The organism is Halobacteriovorax sp. XZX-3, assembly GCF_043196495.1.
In the GTDB taxonomy this organism is placed as follows: Bacteria; Bdellovibrionota; Bacteriovoracia; order Bacteriovoracales; family Bacteriovoracaceae; genus Halobacteriovorax_A.
This window is the reverse complement of the sequence record NZ_JBEBMO010000002.1, coordinates 154,901-172,209: the sequence shown is the minus strand read 5'-3', so window position 1 is coordinate 172,209 and position 17,309 is coordinate 154,901. Positions and strand designations below refer to the sequence as shown.

Annotated in this window: 17 protein-coding genes and 2 tRNA genes; 11 read left to right on the top strand and 8 right to left on the bottom strand. The window is 35.4% G+C overall.

All coding sequences use genetic code 11. The features are described from left to right. Positions 1-21 precede the first annotated feature (21 nt). From ABMA70_RS11260 to ABMA70_RS11245, 4 genes are all read left to right on the top strand, one after another. Positions 22-98 (top strand) — tRNA-Lys (locus ABMA70_RS11260). Between the two features lie 42 nt (positions 99-140). Next, a tRNA-Glu gene (locus tag ABMA70_RS11255) sits at positions 141-218 on the top strand. A gap of 237 nt (positions 219-455) precedes the next feature. Continuing rightward, positions 456-1,355 (top strand): hypothetical protein, encoded by a 900-nt coding sequence (locus ABMA70_RS11250; protein WP_392993464.1) that lies wholly within the window; start codon positions 456-458, stop codon positions 1,353-1,355. A gap of 206 nt (positions 1,356-1,561) precedes the next feature. Further along, the gene (locus tag ABMA70_RS11245; protein WP_146037835.1) at positions 1,562-2,998 is read left to right on the top strand and encodes a hypothetical protein; all 1,437 of its coding nucleotides are present in this window, start codon (positions 1,562-1,564) and stop codon (positions 2,996-2,998) included. Between the two features lie 12 nt (positions 2,999-3,010). Here the strand turns inward: ABMA70_RS11245 and ABMA70_RS11240 are convergent, their stop codons facing one another. Next, positions 3,011-3,832, bottom strand: a complete 822-nt coding sequence (locus ABMA70_RS11240) for an SDR family NAD(P)-dependent oxidoreductase (protein ID WP_392993467.1) — start codon at positions 3,830-3,832, stop codon at positions 3,011-3,013. Between the two features lie 176 nt (positions 3,833-4,008). On the opposite strand from ABMA70_RS11240, the gene ABMA70_RS11235 reads away from it, so the two are divergent. Continuing rightward, positions 4,009-4,848, top strand: coding sequence for a lipid A-modifier LpxR family protein (locus tag ABMA70_RS11235; protein WP_392993469.1), 840 nt, complete (start codon positions 4,009-4,011; stop codon positions 4,846-4,848). Here ABMA70_RS11235 and ABMA70_RS11230 read toward each other — a convergent pair. Next, the gene (locus ABMA70_RS11230) at positions 4,834-5,379 is read right to left on the bottom strand and encodes a GNAT family N-acetyltransferase (protein WP_392993472.1); all 546 of its coding nucleotides are present in this window, start codon (positions 5,377-5,379) and stop codon (positions 4,834-4,836) included. The two genes, ABMA70_RS11235 and ABMA70_RS11230, sit on opposite strands and share 15 nt — an antisense overlap. Positions 5,380-5,543: 164 nt before the next feature. Here ABMA70_RS11230 and ABMA70_RS11225 point away from each other — a divergent pair, with 164 nt between their 5' ends. Both ABMA70_RS11225 and ABMA70_RS11220 read left to right on the top strand, forming a co-directional pair. Continuing rightward, positions 5,544-5,768, top strand: coding sequence for a hypothetical protein (locus ABMA70_RS11225; protein ID WP_103217751.1), 225 nt, complete (start codon positions 5,544-5,546; stop codon positions 5,766-5,768). Positions 5,769-5,845: 77 nt separating this feature from the next. Beyond that, complete coding sequence (locus ABMA70_RS11220) at positions 5,846-6,268, top strand: MarR family winged helix-turn-helix transcriptional regulator (protein WP_146037834.1); 423 nt, start codon at positions 5,846-5,848, stop codon at positions 6,266-6,268. Here the strand turns inward: ABMA70_RS11220 and ABMA70_RS11215 are convergent, their stop codons facing one another. Further along, positions 6,269-7,135 (bottom strand): radical SAM/SPASM domain-containing protein, encoded by an 867-nt coding sequence (locus tag ABMA70_RS11215; RefSeq protein WP_103217749.1) that lies wholly within the window; start codon positions 7,133-7,135, stop codon positions 6,269-6,271. A gap of 99 nt (positions 7,136-7,234) precedes the next feature. Here ABMA70_RS11215 and ABMA70_RS11210 point away from each other — a divergent pair, with 99 nt between their 5' ends. Continuing rightward, the gene (locus ABMA70_RS11210) at positions 7,235-8,113 is read left to right on the top strand and encodes a hypothetical protein (RefSeq protein WP_103217748.1); all 879 of its coding nucleotides are present in this window, start codon (positions 7,235-7,237) and stop codon (positions 8,111-8,113) included. A gap of 29 nt (positions 8,114-8,142) precedes the next feature. Here ABMA70_RS11210 and ABMA70_RS11205 read toward each other — a convergent pair whose 3' ends face one another. From ABMA70_RS11205 to ABMA70_RS11185, 5 genes are all read right to left on the bottom strand, one after another. Further along, complete coding sequence (locus tag ABMA70_RS11205) at positions 8,143-9,255, bottom strand: hypothetical protein (RefSeq protein WP_103217747.1); 1,113 nt, start codon at positions 9,253-9,255, stop codon at positions 8,143-8,145. 24 nt (positions 9,256-9,279) lie between these two features. Next, positions 9,280-10,233 carry a hypothetical protein gene (locus ABMA70_RS11200; RefSeq protein WP_392993478.1) on the bottom strand — a complete coding sequence of 318 codons (954 nt, stop codon included), beginning with the start codon at positions 10,231-10,233 and terminating at the stop codon, positions 9,280-9,282. A 44-nt stretch (positions 10,234-10,277) separates the two neighbouring features. Continuing rightward, a complete protein-coding gene (locus ABMA70_RS11195) occupies positions 10,278-12,329 on the bottom strand; it encodes a DUF4105 domain-containing protein (RefSeq protein WP_392993480.1) in 2,052 nt (683 codons plus the stop codon). Positions 12,330-12,462: 133 nt separating this feature from the next. After that, positions 12,463-12,747 carry a hypothetical protein gene (locus ABMA70_RS11190; protein WP_392993482.1) on the bottom strand — a complete coding sequence of 95 codons (285 nt, stop codon included), beginning with the start codon at positions 12,745-12,747 and terminating at the stop codon, positions 12,463-12,465. A 74-nt stretch (positions 12,748-12,821) separates the two neighbouring features. After that, positions 12,822-13,430 (bottom strand): TetR/AcrR family transcriptional regulator, encoded by a 609-nt coding sequence (locus tag ABMA70_RS11185; RefSeq protein ID WP_103217743.1) that lies wholly within the window; start codon positions 13,428-13,430, stop codon positions 12,822-12,824. A 267-nt stretch (positions 13,431-13,697) separates the two neighbouring features. Here ABMA70_RS11185 and ABMA70_RS11180 point away from each other — a divergent pair, with 267 nt between their 5' ends. The 3 genes from ABMA70_RS11180 (at position 13,698) to ABMA70_RS11170 (ending at position 17,294) form a co-directional block, all read left to right on the top strand. Beyond that, complete coding sequence (locus ABMA70_RS11180) at positions 13,698-14,351, top strand: lysophospholipid acyltransferase family protein (RefSeq protein WP_103217742.1); 654 nt, start codon at positions 13,698-13,700, stop codon at positions 14,349-14,351. A 154-nt stretch (positions 14,352-14,505) separates the two neighbouring features. Then, a complete protein-coding gene (locus ABMA70_RS11175; protein WP_103217741.1) occupies positions 14,506-16,212 on the top strand; it encodes an ABC transporter ATP-binding protein in 1,707 nt (568 codons plus the stop codon). Between the two features lie 107 nt (positions 16,213-16,319). After that, positions 16,320-17,294, top strand: a complete 975-nt coding sequence (locus ABMA70_RS11170; protein WP_392993486.1) for a YheT family hydrolase — start codon at positions 16,320-16,322, stop codon at positions 17,292-17,294. Positions 17,295-17,309: the final 15 nt, after the last annotated feature.

Here is a 17,309-nt window from a genome sequence, read left to right as displayed (position 1 = left end):
CAATCTCACCAAAACACAGATGGTCTCTTAGCTCAGTTGGTTAGAGCATCTCCCTTTTAAGGAGAGGGTCCTGCGTTCGAGTCGCAGAGAGATCACCATTTTAATGTTTTTTGGTTTCCAAATCCGGGAATTAAGTTAGCGCTCCCATCGTCTAGCCCGGTCTAGGACACCGCCTTTTCACGGCGGTAACAGGGGTTCGAATCCCCTTGGGAGTACCAGTTTTATAAAGAAGCCAGACCTAGTCTGGCTTTTTTATTTTCTACGCCTTTCTTCTCTCAAACACTTTCAACCATTTCACTTAACCATCTACTACACTATAAGGTGGGATTTATCTTAGTTTTTACACACTTCGTTTACAATACGCCTAAATAAAAATAGTCTCGTAAAATAATTAGCAAACCTATTAGCATAATAGAACAAATGATATGAGTTCTGATTTTAATTATTGGGGATATATGAAGAAACTTATTTGGATTTTACCGGCACTAGTTATAGCGATTTATTTTTTTGTCGCAAGTTCTGATAAAACACAAGAAGATGTAGCAGTAAAAACTCCTACTCAAAAAGTCGAAAAAGAAAAACAGCAAAAGTCGACGAACTTGGCCAGTAGTCCTCTAGCAGAGAGTGGGTCCGCGAAGAAGATAGATGATAGTCCAGAGCTTTTGAGTGAAAAGAAAATAGTCATCAAAAAAATTTTAAAAGATCTATCTAAAGCAAAGTTAAATGAAACATTTGAAAATGCTTTTAAAAATAAAAAATTTAATGAGAAATCTCCACAGAAAAAAGAGAAGCTTCTTGAGCTAGTAAGAAACTTTCCATTTCAAGAGAAGCTTGAAAAGTCATATGAAAACTTAGACCTAGATGAACTTGAGGCAATTGCTGAGATTCAAGATAGTGAGACCTCTAAAAAATTACAAGAAAATGCTCAGCAAACACAGGACAAGATTGTAGATCTTATAACAAATGGTAAGGAATACTCACTTCCTGAGGATAAAAAAGAGATTGTGAACAGTATTATTGAAGAAGCTGCACTTCTAGAGCAATCAACAGCTTCGTCTAAGAGTTTAATTCAGGCAATGATGGTACATACTGAACAAGAAAGAAATCCTACAATGAATATAAACGAAGTCGTTGCTAACGCTCAAAAGCAAACTGATGCAATTTTGGATGCACAGGGAAGAAATATAAAACTGGCCCTCGATATGTCATACGAAAGCTTATCAAAAGAAGAACTAGAGGCCCACTTACACATGCTTCAAAAAGTTGACGCTAAGAAAGCGTATCAAGCGGCACTAAAGGCCAGTAACTCCGTCTATAAGGAGTTTATGATCGAGTTCCTAAAAGTTATGAAATAAAATGATGGCCGCTTCAATAAGCGGCTTTTTTTTTGCCTACTTAAGATAATAAAATCACATTAATTCTATAAATAGCTAAAATCTCGTTAACCAATACTGGACTAAATATGTACTTTTTTCAAATATAAAGTATTGTATAATGAATATACTTTTAAGAGGTTATAAAAACTAATTAGTTAATTATGTTTGCACAGGACAAAGTTTTGGTGAATGATTACTACCATTTAGATCAGAAATATCGAGAATTCTTCGAGATGCACTTTCTTGCAGTTCTTCTGATGATTGTCTTATACGTGATCTTTTATTTCTATAATATTGAACCGCATCTTCTAACGACGATGAATTATATGATTGTCTTTGATTCAATTATGGCGATCGTTTTCTATAAGAAACTCTTTAAAAAAAATATTTCATTTGTGATATTTTTCTCAGTTGTAGTGGAAAGTCTCATTTGGTCAATTTACCCTCGCCTTGCAGATTATTCTGCCACAAGTTCACTTTGTTATATTGCTGGAATTATTGTTTTAGCGTTTCACTTACAACATACAAATATTAAGTACTGTCTTCTACACTTTATTATCATGGCCTCGAATAATTACTTCCTTAAAGATCAAAGCCTTGTTCTCGTCACATTCTTGCATCTTTTCATTACGACAGTAAGCTCTATTCAATCGATTACTTTTAAGAATAATGCGAATCAGATTTGGCATAAAAAAGAACTTCATAAGAATATATTAAATCTAAAGAGTTACTTCACTCACAACTTACTCAATCCAATCAATAATATGCTTGCGATGATTTCTTCAGGCTTAGACGATAAAGATAAGATTAAGAATAGTTTGAGAAAAAATAGTAATCGTATTGAAGACTTCTTAATGAAGGAGTTCGATGATGTTGATCACTTACTCGATCATCAAGTTGATATTTTTAATATTCCAATTTTTAACAACTTTAAAAGATCATCGATTATCGTCATTCTATCAATGACTGCCTTTTACGCATTCTTTGCTGTAGATCTTTTTAATCCAGTTGCAAATATTTCTTATTCAGGCTTGGCCATTGTTATTAACTTTTTGATTTTTGCCTTTCACCTTTATAAGACGAAGAATCACTTCTCGATTCAAAAGATAAGCTATATTTATCTCTTTAATGCTCAACTACTATTTACACTGAAGTATTATCTAAACTCAAGTTCGGCTACGGCGCTTCCACTACTACTAAGTAGTTACCTATTCACAATCGTTCTTGCAGCAAATACAAGAATTAAATATATCTACAGCCTTACAATATCTGCATGCCTACTTTCACTAGTCGTTAATGATATTGTTAACTGTATCTTATTCATGTCATTTGTAATCTATTTTTCAAGAGTAGTTCTTGGCTTCTTTCATAAACAAGAATCAATATACAAAAGTATAAAGGAACTTGTTAAACATGAAACATCATCAAGATTTGCTGTTGAGATTGAAACGAAGTTATTACCGTTATATCAAAAGCTTCAAGATAGTATTGATCACTACCTTTATGACCATGAACTTGCCAATGACACGGAAGAAGTAATTGCGTCTGCACACGACTTTACTGAAGTAGTCCACTTATTAAATAATGGCGATGAATATCAGATGGCCCCGAATTCTCACTAAGAGTTTATAGAATTATTTATTTTGAGAAAGAGAAATTGCTTCTTCAATCTCATTCCCTTTAAAGCCACGACGTTCGATATAGCGTCTAAAGAAACCACTGGCCTTAGCAACAAGAGTTTTACGTTTTGGAATTACGACTTGCTCGACCCTTTGTTCAATTCCAGAGATAATTTCAGAGACGACCTCTTCAATGGAGATCATCTTCCAAGGACCTTCTTTATTTCCACCCCAAAGCTTATTTCCGACAGGGTCACTTGTCACACCATCCATTAATGGCGATGGAAAGAATGTCGGATGAAAGCTTCCAATATCGATACCAAGATGTCGAACTTCCATGCGAACACTATTACAAACAGCATGAAGTCCTGCCTTGCTTGCAGCATAAGATGCTTGTAAAGGACAATGAACGAAAGAGGCCATCGAACAGATTGCGGCCATATAACCCTTGCTTTGTGTAATATATGGAAGAGCTGCTTTGAATGTGCGCCATGGACCATTTAGATTAATATCAATCACCTGTGAAAAGTCTTTTTCGCTTGAAGAGATCATTGGCGCCATTTTTGTGATACCAGCATTTGCTACGACGATATCTATTTTTCCAAAATAATCAAAGACCTTTGCCATGGCCAGTTCAAGAGATTCATAACTAGTTACATCGATACTTAGAGCTAAGCCTCCTAGTTCACTAGCCTGCTTTCTAAGTTTTTCACTATCAATATCCATCAACGCAAGCTTTGCGCCACGTTCAGCTAGTTCAACACTTAGAGCTGCACCCAGGCCTCCAGTAGAGCCTGTAATAACAATGACTTTGTCTTTCAAATCGATTCTATTCATAGTGAAATGCTTATAGCACCATAAAAGTCGACAATCTTATTTATTGTAAACAATACAAGAATACCTTTAATCGCCATTATCTTCATAACTAACTGAAATAATAGAATTTAACTTAATTAAACAAGCAAAGTTGGCCATCTCGATATGGATTTTTCCTAAAATGATACAATCGTTTAATGAAGTGGTTCTTCATAGTCACCCTATTCACTCTTACCTTATCAGCTTTCGCGCAAAGTAGGCTTCTTAACGAATTTTCAATAAAAATCGATAATGATGCTCCATTTGAAACTGATAGGTATTACTCTAATGGTCTTGAACTGATGTATCAGCGAAGGCTCTACTCTCAAGGCTCATTAACAAAGTTGCGCTTTGGAGTTGCTCATAAAATCTATACACCAGAAGCAACTTTAAGTACCACTGTAGTAGAAGGAGACCATCCTTATACTGGCCTACTCTACGGAATTCTTGGAATCTCTCACGTTAATAGCGATTACTATCTTCGTGCGGATCTATGGACAGGACAACAAGGCCCATCTGCTAAAGCAGGTATTTTACAAAATATATTTCATAAAATGACACCTTCTTCGCAAGTTAATGGCTGGCAGAATCAAATAAGTAATCAATACTTTTTTAATGGAGAATTTAAAATTATTAAGATCAATCGAGGTCCAATATTTGAATTATCTCCTTGGCTGCAAGGGCATTACGGTGGGCTTAAGCGAGATGTCGAAATTGGTCTTAAATTTGGAATGAGGCTTGGCTTTTTTGAATTATTTGCTAACGGCTCTTATGTCGCAAACTTTTTCGATGCTGTTCTACAAGGTTCAAAAAAGGTTGAATCAGTCTACGTTATTTCAGACGAAGACATGGAAGATATTTACTACAAAGCAGATGCTGGTTTTAATCTATTTTTTAGAAGTATGAGAGTAACATTGAAAGCGAACTGGCATGGCCCTCAGTTTAAAGGTGCCACTAATCACACTTTTGCAACTCTAGAAACATCATTCTATTTCTGATCGCAAAATTGAATAATACTTCATATCCCAATGCTTACCACGATGATAAATTTCATTTCTAAGTAGTCCTTCATACTTAAGCCCAAGCTTTTGCATGACTCTTTCACTTTGAAGATTTTCGGCCTTACAACGACACTGAATACGTTCAATATCAAAGTTCTCAAAACAATAATTTATCACTTCCTGGGCGGCTTCAACGATAATCCCCTTCCCCCAAAAGTCATCGTTTAAAACATAGGCCAATTCCATACATTTATTCTTTGTCGAGACCCAAAAGCAGCCGACACAACCAATAAGCTTGTCATTCTCTTTTAAAGTAATAGCAAATGGTTCTGGTATCCCCTGCTCATAGTTTGAAAATGCGTACTTTTCAATAAAGTCGACACTATCTTCAACTGACTCATGAGGCTCCCATAGGGTATACTTCGAAATATGAGGCTTCTTTCCATATTCAAAAATAGAATCCTTATCGCTTAACCTAATTTCTCTAAGCACAAGCCTTTTTGTTTCAATTTTTGGTGGTTTCCACATATTACTTCCCCCCTATATCTGATCTTAACTGACAGATTTTATTATAACGACAAAAGTTTTACACAAAAACTGTATTTTTTTATTGTACGGAATTTTGGAAAGGAATAATATATAACAAATATATATAACCAAGTTATATAACTAAAACCATATGAGGATTAATTATGAAAAAATTACTACTTCTAGTTCTACTATCATCAGCTTTTGTTTCTTACGCAAATGAAGATTGGTCAGATTCAGTTGCTTCAGATGAAGCAGCAGTTATTGAAGAATCAGCGCCAGCAACAGATTGTGCAGCAACTGGTGATTGTGTAGATGCTTCAGCTACTACAGATACTACTTTAGATACTGAGCTTTCAGACGATTCTGATCTGGAAGTTGAGCAATAATTAAAAAACCTTCCGCAGCAGCTCTCCAGCTGCTGCATTAATTTACGATCGGTACATCCTTGGTTTATACTAAAGACGTGAAAGACTTAGAATTTTCAAGAATACTTTTAGATGTCATGCCATTTATTATTCGCTCTATTAGAAGTGAACTCAGAGAAGCGGCGTCCCCACATATTTCCTATCCTCAATTTAGGGCGCTCTCCAATATTGGCCGAGGGCTAAGTACAGTTGGAGAACTAGCTGATCACCACGGAATAAGCCAGCCTGCAATGACTAAAACTATTAATATTTTAGTAGATGAAGAACTCGTAATAAAAAGTAAGTCTAGTGAAGATGCCAGACAAACGATTCTAAGCTTAAGCCCTAAGGGCCAACAACTTTACAGTGATGTGTGGAGTGAAGTTCAAGAAAAGATCTCTCTTAAACTAAAGAACTTTCCAATTAAAAACCGTAAAGCGATGGTTTCTAACTTACAAAAATTGAAAAGTATTATTAATTAATTATTTTTGAAATCGATTGATATATGTACAGTGCTGACAGAACTCTTCAACACGCTTATTATTATCAAACCCCTGCCTCATTGCGACTGCTCGTGGAGAGCTAAGGATTGCTTTTAAGTCTTGATCAATTGCATTTCCTAATGGAATTTGACTTTCTTTATCCAGACAGCAAGGAACAACAGTTCCATCGGCATGAATTCCAATATGTGTTTTTAGGGCATGACAGCGCCCTTGTGTTCCTTGGTTTGGAAGATTCCAATCAGGCCAATCAAAATGTGAGTCAAAGTGAAGATAAACCTTATTCCAAATTCTTTTACTCTTAATCGACTCAACTTGAGTACGACGATTAATTTCAATATCGTAGAATCTCTCTAGAGTCTGAAACACCTCTTCATTTTCTTTCATAATTTGTTCATTACGGCCTAGATTCCAAAGACGATAATTTACATATGTTTCAGGTGAAGTTTCATTTAACTCTTTTGAAAAATCTAAAATTGGTCTTAGGTAAGTATTGAAGTCGCGATTTGGGAAATTGTCTTTATAACTTTGAATCGAAAAATTAATCTGTCTTAAAACTTTGCTTTTAAGAAGAATTTCTTTTCGAGATGCAATGACCACCCCATTAGTTGTAATTTGAACTGGGACCTCATTACGCTCACATATCTCCATAATCTTCACGAAGTTAGGATGTGCCAGTGGCTCTCCCATTAGATGCAGACACACTTGCTTTGCAAGAGGCTTTGCCTGGATTAAGACTTTTTCAAAATCTTCTGGCGTCATGACCTTCTTATCTCTTTCTACAACAGGACAGAACGTGCACTGCAAGTTGCAAATATTTGAAATTTCAATGAAGATTCTATCTAGCATGAGACTTTCTAACACGCTTCATCAAGATTTGTCAGGTTTTTTTGACGAACAAGAAATACAACTCGATAATTATTATATTAAATAAATTTAGGGGAAAAGATGAAACAAGTACTACTAGTCGTAATTATATCTTTGATTGCATTTGCATCGGAGGGAAATCTTGATTCATTCTGTGCATCTAAAAAAGGTGATACTGGCCACTATAAATCAGGATCAAATTATTACATTTTCAAAGGGCCATTTCTCTATAAATTTGAAGAAGAACAAATTAGATTGATTTTTTCAAAGTATGAAATACGTTCAGTAAAAGAATATAAAGGTAAGCTCTATATCCTGACACCAGATTATGTATTTGTACATAATCTCAATAATTACGAATTTGTAACAAGCTTCCCTTCAACCCACTTACCAATTATACAAAAACATCAATCAGCACAAGATATGACAATAATGAATGATAAACTTTTTATCGCTCATGGCTCACTTGGACTAATGAAGATCGACCTATCTTCATATAATGTAGAATCAGCTCACAACTTCGACCTACCCCACGATTCGAGCCAAGTTTCGACTGCCACTGGTATTGATAATGACGGCAAACGAATCTTTGTTATGCTTGATAATGTGACTTATAACTTTTCGACAAAGAAGAGAGCTTTTGAGGGTCTTGTTATTCTAGACGAAAATATGAATCAAGATAATGTTCTTTCAATTCGTCAAAACAGAGAAGCTCTTCATATGCCTAAAGCAGTTATCCATAATGGTTTTTTAATTTCAAAAAATATTCAAAACCTCTACTTTTATGAAATAAGTGAACTTAATAAGATAAAGTCACTGTGGCCAAAAAGAAGGCTTTATGACTTTGCTGGAGATGATCTAGCATCGACTCCTGCTATTGTAGATGGCAAGGTCTATGGTTGTTTCAATCAATACGATGGACTAACTTTCAAATACTTTCACAGAGAATTTAAACTATAAAAAAGCCTAGGAAATCCTAGGCTTTTTTCTTATTTTAATCCGTATAATGACTCTAGCTTTTGATCTAGCTCTGGTACTGTTAATTTCATCTTAATATAAGTATCTATTAAGTTATCATTTAAAAGACGGTTTAAGTCCTCTCCATTTTCTAACTGTTGATTGATATTGTAGCGAATTAGATCTCGTAATCCCTCAATCCCTTCAATATCACCTCTCTCCATCATCGCTTCAACTTGAGCTCTCTCTTTTCTATTAAAGTCAAAAAGATGAGAGATTCCAGTTGTTGCTTGAGAAACAAGATAGAATGCAGCTCCAACACCCTCTGATGTTAAAGTGATTCCCTTTCCTGTGTACTCAGTACCTTTCTCAAGATTATCAGCGCCAATTAGAAGTTCAGTTAACTTTGACGACTCAACACTTGCCTTCTCAATTAGCTTAAATACTTCTTCTAAAGTCATAACAGAAATATCGATAGGCTTCTCTAGAACTCTGGATAGAAAATCATTAATATCTGTCAATAACTCACTACCTTTAGTTGTTCCATCTAGAGCTAACTCAATTAATTTTTCAAGATGAGTCATTCTTGTGGCCTTTGAAAGAAGATCTGCAATTTCTTCAGTTGCCATCGTTGAAATATCAAGAGGTTTTTCCAGAACTCTTGATAAGAACTCATTAATATCAGTTAACAATTCAGATGCTTCTGATGTTCCCTCAAATGCAAGATCAATGATCTTAGTTAAGAATTCTTCAGTTTTATCAGAACTTGGCTCTAAATAAACATAGATCTTTCTTGTTACCTCAATTGAAGACTTAGTCGCTTTACCAGATACTTCAAAAACCATAGCAATTCCGTCTGCAGTTAGACGGAATGCTGGCTTAGAAAATTCTGAAAGATTAATAATTTCTTCAGCTACTTTTTCTGAAGCACGGTACGAAGATTGGAGCCCTTTTGAAATTAAGGCTTCCAGCTTCTCTCGAGTAAAGTCTGCGACTTTTACCGTTTGTCTCGTTGAACTCTTGCCCGCATCATAGATTGCTTCTGAAACCTTTGAAGAGGCATCAAATGCAGCATCTCTAATATCGGCACCTACTGTATTAAGTGATAATAGAGTAAGTAAAATAGCTGAAGTTGTTCTTTTCATTATTAATCCTTTTTAAAAAAGTTATTATTTTACAATTTGACGTCCGTAGATTTCCTCTAGCTTATTCTCAAGATTAGGAACTGTTAGTCTAAGCTTGATATAAGTATCGATCGCATTATCATCAAGAAGCTTATTAAGATCCTCACCGTTTACAATTTCTTCATTGATATTGTGTCTAATTAGATCACGTAGCCCAGCAAGACCTTCAACGTCACCTCTTTCTACCATTTGCTCAATTTGCTCTCTTTCTTTTCTATTGAAGTCAAATAGTTGAGAAATTCCAGTAGTTGCCTGTGATACAAGATAGAACGCAGCTCCAATACCATTTGAAGTTAAAGAAATTCCTTTTCCTGAGTACTCAATACCTTTTTCAAAGTTTTCTGCACCTAAAAGGAACTCTGATGCTTGAGTAGACTTTTCACTTGCTTTTCCGATTAGCTCAAAGATCTCTTCAAGAGTCATCTTAGTGATATCAATTGGCTTCTCAAGAACTCTTGAAAGGAATTCATTAATGTCAGTAATTAGCTCTGATGCTTCTGATGTTCCTTCAAATGCAAGCTCTAGAAGTTCAGTTAAAAATTCACCTGTTGCTTCAAGAGTTGGCTCAAGGAAGATATAGATTTTCTTAGACACTTTTAAAGTTTGTTTTGTCCCTTTACCAGAGATTTCAAATACCATTGCTAGGCCGTCAGCTGTAAAACGAAAAGCTGGCTTAGATACTTCAGATAGCTTTACGATTTCTTTAGCTAGTTTTTCAGAAGCTTTATAAGATGACTCTAAGTTCTTAGAAATAAATGCCTTTAGGTGCTCACCAGTAAAGTCAGCCACTTCAACCGTTTTATCTGTAGCGCTTTTTCCTGCATCATAAATAGCTTCAGAAACCTTTGAAGATGCTCCAAGAGATGCATCTCTTACTTCAATAGCATTTGCTTGAAGTGCCATAAGTGTCATAAGTGTCGCTGTAGTAAGTTTTTTCATAGTTTTCTCCTCTTTTTTTGTTTTTTGTTTTTTGTTTTTGTTTGTTATTTATATGCTTTCATTGAAATAATTCTTGCTTGATCACGAATATTTCTAATTAGATCTAGTAATCGTGCTAAATCTTGAACTTCTTTTTCATAGTTACTTTTTACGTCTTCTAGTAGTTGATTTTCGATCTTCTCTAACTCAGCGCTTTTCACATTATGTCTATCAAAGTCAGAGTCTCTTAAGACTAATGGAATTCCGTAGCTTGAGTCATTGGCCTTTACACGGCTAGACTTTCTCATTTCATTCCACTCTTTAATTCTTAGACCAAGCGGTGTTTCTTCTTCCATATTCTTATCCAGGAAGTTCCCAACCTCTTCATCAATTGAAGATTGTTTAATTTTAAAGATTGCACCTGTTAGGATTGAAAGATCATTAAGTTTTCTTTCCACATCAACTGTTTCGCTAAGTTCATTTAATTCTTCAAATTTAGAAAACAGACGATCAACATCAAATTCCTCTAAAATATCTTTAATAAATTTTTCTCTTTTTACTTCTTTGTATTTATTATCACGGCCACCACCTACACGACGTCTTCTAACAGTGTAGTCTGATTCTTCAACTCCAAATAAAGATGTTTTAACTTCTTTTAAAAGTTCAATATCACTTGGGAAGAACATTCCTTGCTTCTGGGCTTTTTGTGTATCTTCTAAATCCTCTTCTTTAGAGAATTCACTTTCAGTAAATTTATCTAGCAGAGAATAAGGAAGGATTACTCTCTCATAGGCAAATTCATTATTTGGTAGAGCTGATTGAAAAAGCTCATTAGACTCTGAAGCACAGTTATTAGTGATAAACTTATAGTCACCTTCATATTCCCAATAAACCTCTAACACTTTATTGATGAAGTCTGTTTTTTGTTCTTCAGATAAATAGATTGGTTGGCTAATAAGATCCCTTAACTCTCCTCCGTTATACTCATTAATAACCTCAGGGAAAGAAAGCATGAATAGAACTGAGTCGTATCCACCAAGAACACCTTTTAACATGTCACTTTTGATATCTGTAACATTGGCACGGTAAGAAAGAACAACATGATAAAGCTTGTCTTTTAAACACTTCTCATCAACCTTCTTTCTGAAAGGTGCACAAAGAACAATACGATACATTGAGTGACCAAATCCTGAGATCATTGAGTCACCTTTTGAAGCAAGTAAATAATCGATTCGGTAAACACGACTTGGATCGATATCTCTAGTAACTTTTAAGTCATCTAAAACGATTTCAGAAAAGATCTTGCAATCGTAATTAGGAAACGGAATATGATTTAATAGCTCACTATAGAACTTGTAATAAGACGGTCTTCTACACTTGTACTCTTTATCCATTAGGAAAAATTCAAAATTTACAGCGTTATGCTCTTTTAAATTTTCAAATTCATAAGCGTCGACAGATCTTTTAGACGATAAGTTTTTCGTTTTCTTAGAAAAGAATCCTTTTTTCCAGTTTGCAAGTTTGTAAAATGAAAATAGGCCACTAATAGAGTTTCTATTCGTATCTTGGGATAGAATTGCTCGACACTCATCACTTACATGATTACGATCTTCTTTTTCATCACGACAAATTTTTGCTTTTTTCTTATGTTCTTTTGTTCTAACTTTTTTAAGATCATAAAGGTGGGCCAATTCATGCAAGATTGTAGCTTGTGCTTTTCTTACATAATTCTTATGACCACAGTTAAACTGCTCAACACTCTCGTCACCGTTAATAATCTCTTTTATAAAGAGTGAAGAGATATTGATTTCATCGCGATCAAAGTAGCTTACACTTCCGTATTTTACTGGAACTGATTCGTTACAACGATCCTTTGGAAAACTTCTAATATTTTTATTCTCTTTAAAATCAGAGAAAGTAATTTCAATTTTCTCACCAATAGCTTCTCTTACTGATGTAGGAATCTTTTCATCAACTTGTGCGATAAATACTTCAAGAGTTTTTGTAAATTCTTTTGGAACGCTGTCTTTATTAAGCTTTAGGATTTGCCCACTATAAGCAAAAGTTACCCCTGTTAATAAAGTAGTCAGTAAACTCTTAAAGATTAGGTCTCGCATAATATTCCTTAAACAGTTGTACAAAGTTTGTTCAGCAATAAAGTCAGTAGAAGGCTGAAACTCCGTTCAATTTCTTTTATTTGAAATATTATGTTGCAATAGGGGTGCCAATTTAGAATTGGTTCATTGAAGTCTAGTAAAGGCGTATCTTATCACTATTTAAAGAGCCTAACTCTTCTCCACAAATATTTGTAGGTGCCTGACCTTGTGGACCGAGAGGAACTGTCTCTAAGAGAGTTCCTTCAATATCCTTCTCATCGGTATGGCCACGACACTCAATTGCACTAGAAGTATAGGAGATAACCTTATACTGATAGATACTTGCCGGAGCTCTTAGCGGAGAATCCACTCCCTCATCAAGGCATGACAGTAAGAGAATGATAAAGAATATGATTGAGAATATTTTTTTAAAGGGCATATCCTACTTTTCGGAGAGCTTCTAGAACGAGGAGACTTAATTAAAGTAAAAAGGGAGCCGTAACTCCCTTACTATTAATTTGAATTTAGGCCACCTAATAGATGGCGAGAAGTGAAGCGAATGTAATCAATACTCTCTTCAGCTCCAAATGAAGATGTATAGGCATGAAAGCTAGATAAGAAGTGATGCCACAGCATTCTTCTAAAGCCTTCTTCCTCTTCTGTGCGAATAATAATTCCAGCACTTCTAAACAACGGTTGTACCCATCCCCAATAAAGATCAACAATCTGTGGGGTCAACCTAGCGGCGACTGAGTCATTATCGGCCATATTCTTTGTATTGTACGCAAGAGATAAAAATTCATCAGCGATATTTTTGTGAATCATTAATTCTTGAAAAATCGCCTTGTAATTATTTGCAAGATTATCAGCGTTTGATTCATTCTCTTCAACGCGGAAAGGCTTGTTCGTAATTGCAGAATTTAAATTTTCTCTAAATAGACTGAAGATGACATCCTCTTTCGACTTAAAGTAATTATAGTAAGTTCCAATCCCCAATCCACACACTTGGGCCAATTCTCGCATTCCTACTTCATCGACCCCTTTTTGAGTAAATAATTCCATTGAGTTTTTTAGAATCATTTCTCTCGTTCTCTGTTTCTTGATTTCTCGTAAACCTGCCATAACACCTCCTTCATGGTCAGCGTAGAACAAGTAGCTCCCGAGCTAATTGGTCGAGAACTCTTTCTAATTTGATCATAGTCGATTCATGGATGACGCTCATCTTAATTAAGTTAAAAGATGGTAATTCGTAGGTAAAAATTTAGTCAGCTGATCTTCATCATTGCCCATTATATGTACTTTTTGAGAGATTATTGACTAATTTATAAACACCGATTTTTTTTAAATTGCTTAATTTACGAAGAATCTTAATTTTGAGATAATGATTAAATGTCTATATTATTAAAATTAGTTCCTACATTAGTTTCTTGGTACCTAAGATTTGTTAAGTTCACATCAAAAATTGTTGTTTTAAATCCTGAGAACTTAGATCTGGCAAAACAAATGGGAAATCATGGAAATTACGCCCTGGCCGTATGGCATGAGCATTACCCGACTTCAGTTTTAACAGAACTTGATACGGGACTTATTACAATGGCATCTCAATCAAAAGATGGAAGCCTAGCTGCAGACACAATTGCAAAATTAGGATTTAGTCCAACTCGTGGAAGTTCATCACGTGGAGGAGCAAAAGCACTACAATCTATGATCGAACAAATAAATGAGAGCAGACTTAATTCTGCTATTACAGTCGATGGACCGCGCGGGCCAAGCTATGTCCCAAAAAAAGGCATCCTCGTTGTAAGTCATGAATGTGAAACACCTGTACTTTGCATTCAATCTATTTCCACTCGCCGCTTTTGCATCAGTAAGAGCTGGGATAAAACAAAAATTCCTAAACCTTTTGGGCGTATCTACGTTGCTTACGGTCAGCCTTTTCAAGTAGAAAGTCTAAATAATGATGATTTAAAAGCTTATAGCGAGCAGATTGTCACAACGCAACAAGGCCTTACAGAGCAAATTCGTAAGTATGTAGAATACTAAGCTACTGAAATCATGTAAATTGTCGAGATTTTTTGATGAATTAAGTCGTGAAATAATGTGTCGTTAGTGGTACAAATTTAAGTTACTATTAAGATTTCAAAAAGATTTTATTATAATCAAGAATTGATCAATATTGTTTAAAAAGTGAGATGCTATGGCAGAGAATATGCTGGAAATTAAAAACCTTACAGTTGAATTTCAAACAGAAGATGAAAGAGTTAAGGCCGTAAAAAGCTTAAACCTAAGTATTCCAAGAGGAAAAACTGTTGGGCTTGTTGGTGAATCTGGTTCAGGTAAGTCAGTAACATCTTTAGCAATTATGGGACTTATTCCTAACCCTCCTGGAAGAATCAGTGAAGGTGAAATTCTTTTTAATGGTGAAGACTTAACTAAGGCTTCTAATGAAAGAATGAGACAACTTCGTGGTAATAAGATTGCAATGATCTTTCAAGAGCCAATGACTTCTCTAAACCCTGTATTCACAACAGGTAATCAAATTGATGAAGTTCTTATGCTTCACCAAGGAATGACTAAAGAGGAAGCTCGTAAGAGAACAATCGAATTATATGAAGAAGTAGGTATTCCTTCTCCTAAAGAATCAGTAGATAAATATCCACACCAAATGTCAGGTGGTCAAAAGCAGCGTGTAATGATTGCGATGGCAATGGCATGTGAGCCTGAACTTCTAATTTGTGACGAGCCGACAACTGCTCTTGACGTTACAATCCAAAAGCAAGTTCTTGAACTAATGTTTGATCTTCAAAGAAGACACAACATGAGTATGCTATTCATCACTCACGATTTAGCAGTAATTGCTGATATCGCTGATGAAGTTGCGGTTATGTTTAGAGGTGACCTAGTTGAGCAAAATACAACAAAAGCACTTTTTGAAAATCCACAACACCCATATACAAAGGGACTTCTAGCTTGTCGTCCAAGTCTAGATGAAAACCCAGTTAGACTTTTAACTGTAGATGACTTCTTAAATGCAAAAGAAGATATTGATGTTTCAAGCCTTGAAATGAAAAAACCAAGAGCAATTAACGAAACAGATAATCCAGTTCTTCTAGAAGTTAAAAACTTCAACAAGCACTTCCCTATTAAAGGTGGTATTTTTGGTCGTACTGTTGACTGGTTTAAGGCCGTTGACGATGTAACGATTCAAGTTAGAAAAGGTCGTACTCTTGGTCTAGTTGGTGAATCTGGATGTGGTAAGACAACTCTTGGTCGTACAATCCTAAGACTACTTGAGCCAACTGCTGGTGAAGTTATTTATGACGGAATTAACGTTACTAATTTAAATAAAAAAGAAATGAGAGAGATGCGTGAGAGAATGCAAATCATTTTCCAAGATCCATACTCTTCTCTAAACCCACGTATGACTATTGGTGATATCGTAACAGAACCAATGGTAATTCACGGAATTGGTGGATCAAAGAAAGAAAGATATGCTGTAGCAGCTGATCTTCTTGAAAAAGTAGGACTTAGAGGTGATCACCTTAATCGTTACCCACATGAGTTCTCTGGTGGTCAACGTCAACGTATCTGTATTGCACGTGCCCTATCTCTTAAGCCAGAGTTTATCATCTGTGACGAGTCAGTATCTGCACTAGATGTATCGGTTCAAGCGCAAGTACTTAACCTACTTCAAGATCTTCAAGATGAACTAGGTCTAACTTATATCTTCATTTCACACGACTTATCTGTAGTTAAGTACATCTCGGATGAAATCGGTGTTATGAACAAAGGTAAGATTGTTGAGTACGGACCAGCACACGAGGTTTATCGTAACCCACAAGATGAGTATACGAAGAAGCTTCTAAGCGCTATTCCGAAAGGTGTTCCTAAAGAACTACTTTAATTAATTTTCTAAACTAATTTTTAGATAAATTCATAAGAAAGGAGGTCATTGACCTCCTTTTTTTATTTCCACATTTTGCGTTATAATATTGAGATGGAGGAAGCGTAATGCCTGTCATCGAATCAAGATACACTTGTCATCAGTCTCTACAAAATGGTCACTTACAAACGATCATCCCATTCTTTATAAGAAGAACCCCTAGACATAAATTTGAGAAGCGAACACTGACAACTCCAGATGGAGACTTTCTACGCTACTATAGATCAACAACAAATTCTCCACTTGAAAACAAACATCTCATCATCATCTCCCACGGTTTAGAAGGAAATGGTCGAGACCGCTATATTGTGGACATGATGAAAAAATTCAATTCTCATGGTTATGATGTCATTTCCTGGGATATGCGCTCGTGCGGTGGAGCACTAAATCGAACTAAAAAGTTTTACAATGCTCAAGACTATCACGACTTAAAATTTCTCGTCGATAATGTTTCTGACGAATATGAGCATGTCTCTTTAATGGGAATTAGTCTAGGTGGTGCAATTACTGCAAATTATCTAGGAAGACACCCCGAGGTTGTTAATCATAAGATTTATCGCGGCTTTATTCTTTCTTCACCAATGGACTTAAATGGATGCTCAGTGAAATTAAAAACTGAAATTTCACGTCATATCTATCGTCATGTTTTTGTTTATTCCATGAGAAAGAAAGTGATCGAGAAAGCCAAGGTTATGGAACTTCCTGTTGATCTAGATAAGGTGAAAAGTATTAAACATATTGATGATTTTGATGAGTATGTTACGGCGCCTATCTATGGCTATCGTGACGGTAATCACTATAGAGAAGAAGCTTCACCAATTAGTCACTTGGAAAAAATTCGTGTCCCATTTTATATTCTTAACGCCTATGATGACCCATTCTTATCGGAAGAAAGTTATCCATATGAATTGGCCCAAAGGAAAAGTAATTTATACCTCGAAGTACCAAAAAATGGTGGTCACGTAGGGTTTATAAAATCTCCCTCTGAAAAATATTATTGGTATGAACATCGTATTTTAAATTTTTTGAAAATGAAGCTATAAGAAAGGCCTCCGATT

Bases quoted from the DNA above. Each gene is read 5' to 3' on its own strand.
- ABMA70_RS11170 (WP_392993486.1), top strand. From the start codon at position 16,320: ATGCCTGTCATCGAATCAAGATACACTTGTCATCAGTCTCTACAAAAT.
- ABMA70_RS11190 (WP_392993482.1), bottom strand. From the start codon at position 12,747: ATGCCCTTTAAAAAAATATTCTCAATCATATTCTTTATCATTCTCTTA.
- ABMA70_RS11250 (WP_392993464.1), top strand. From the start codon at position 456: ATGAAGAAACTTATTTGGATTTTACCGGCACTAGTTATAGCGATTTAT.
- ABMA70_RS11200 (WP_392993478.1), bottom strand. From the start codon at position 10,233: ATGAAAAAACTTACTACAGCGACACTTATGACACTTATGGCACTTCAA.
- ABMA70_RS11225 (WP_103217751.1), top strand. From the start codon at position 5,544: ATGAAAAAATTACTACTTCTAGTTCTACTATCATCAGCTTTTGTTTCT.
- ABMA70_RS11205 (WP_103217747.1), bottom strand. From the start codon at position 9,255: ATGAAAAGAACAACTTCAGCTATTTTACTTACTCTATTATCACTTAAT.
- ABMA70_RS11230 (WP_392993472.1), bottom strand. From the start codon at position 5,379: ATGTGGAAACCACCAAAAATTGAAACAAAAAGGCTTGTGCTTAGAGAA.
- ABMA70_RS11185 (WP_103217743.1), bottom strand. From the start codon at position 13,430: ATGGCAGGTTTACGAGAAATCAAGAAACAGAGAACGAGAGAAATGATT.
- ABMA70_RS11180 (WP_103217742.1), top strand. From the start codon at position 13,698: ATGTCTATATTATTAAAATTAGTTCCTACATTAGTTTCTTGGTACCTA.
- ABMA70_RS11195 (WP_392993480.1), bottom strand. From the start codon at position 12,329: ATGCGAGACCTAATCTTTAAGAGTTTACTGACTACTTTATTAACAGGG.
- ABMA70_RS11210 (WP_103217748.1), top strand. From the start codon at position 7,235: ATGAAACAAGTACTACTAGTCGTAATTATATCTTTGATTGCATTTGCA.
- ABMA70_RS11175 (WP_103217741.1), top strand. From the start codon at position 14,506: ATGGCAGAGAATATGCTGGAAATTAAAAACCTTACAGTTGAATTTCAA.
- ABMA70_RS11215 (WP_103217749.1), bottom strand. From the start codon at position 7,135: ATGCTAGATAGAATCTTCATTGAAATTTCAAATATTTGCAACTTGCAG.
- ABMA70_RS11240 (WP_392993467.1), bottom strand. From the start codon at position 3,832: ATGAATAGAATCGATTTGAAAGACAAAGTCATTGTTATTACAGGCTCT.
- ABMA70_RS11235 (WP_392993469.1), top strand. From the start codon at position 4,009: ATGAAGTGGTTCTTCATAGTCACCCTATTCACTCTTACCTTATCAGCT.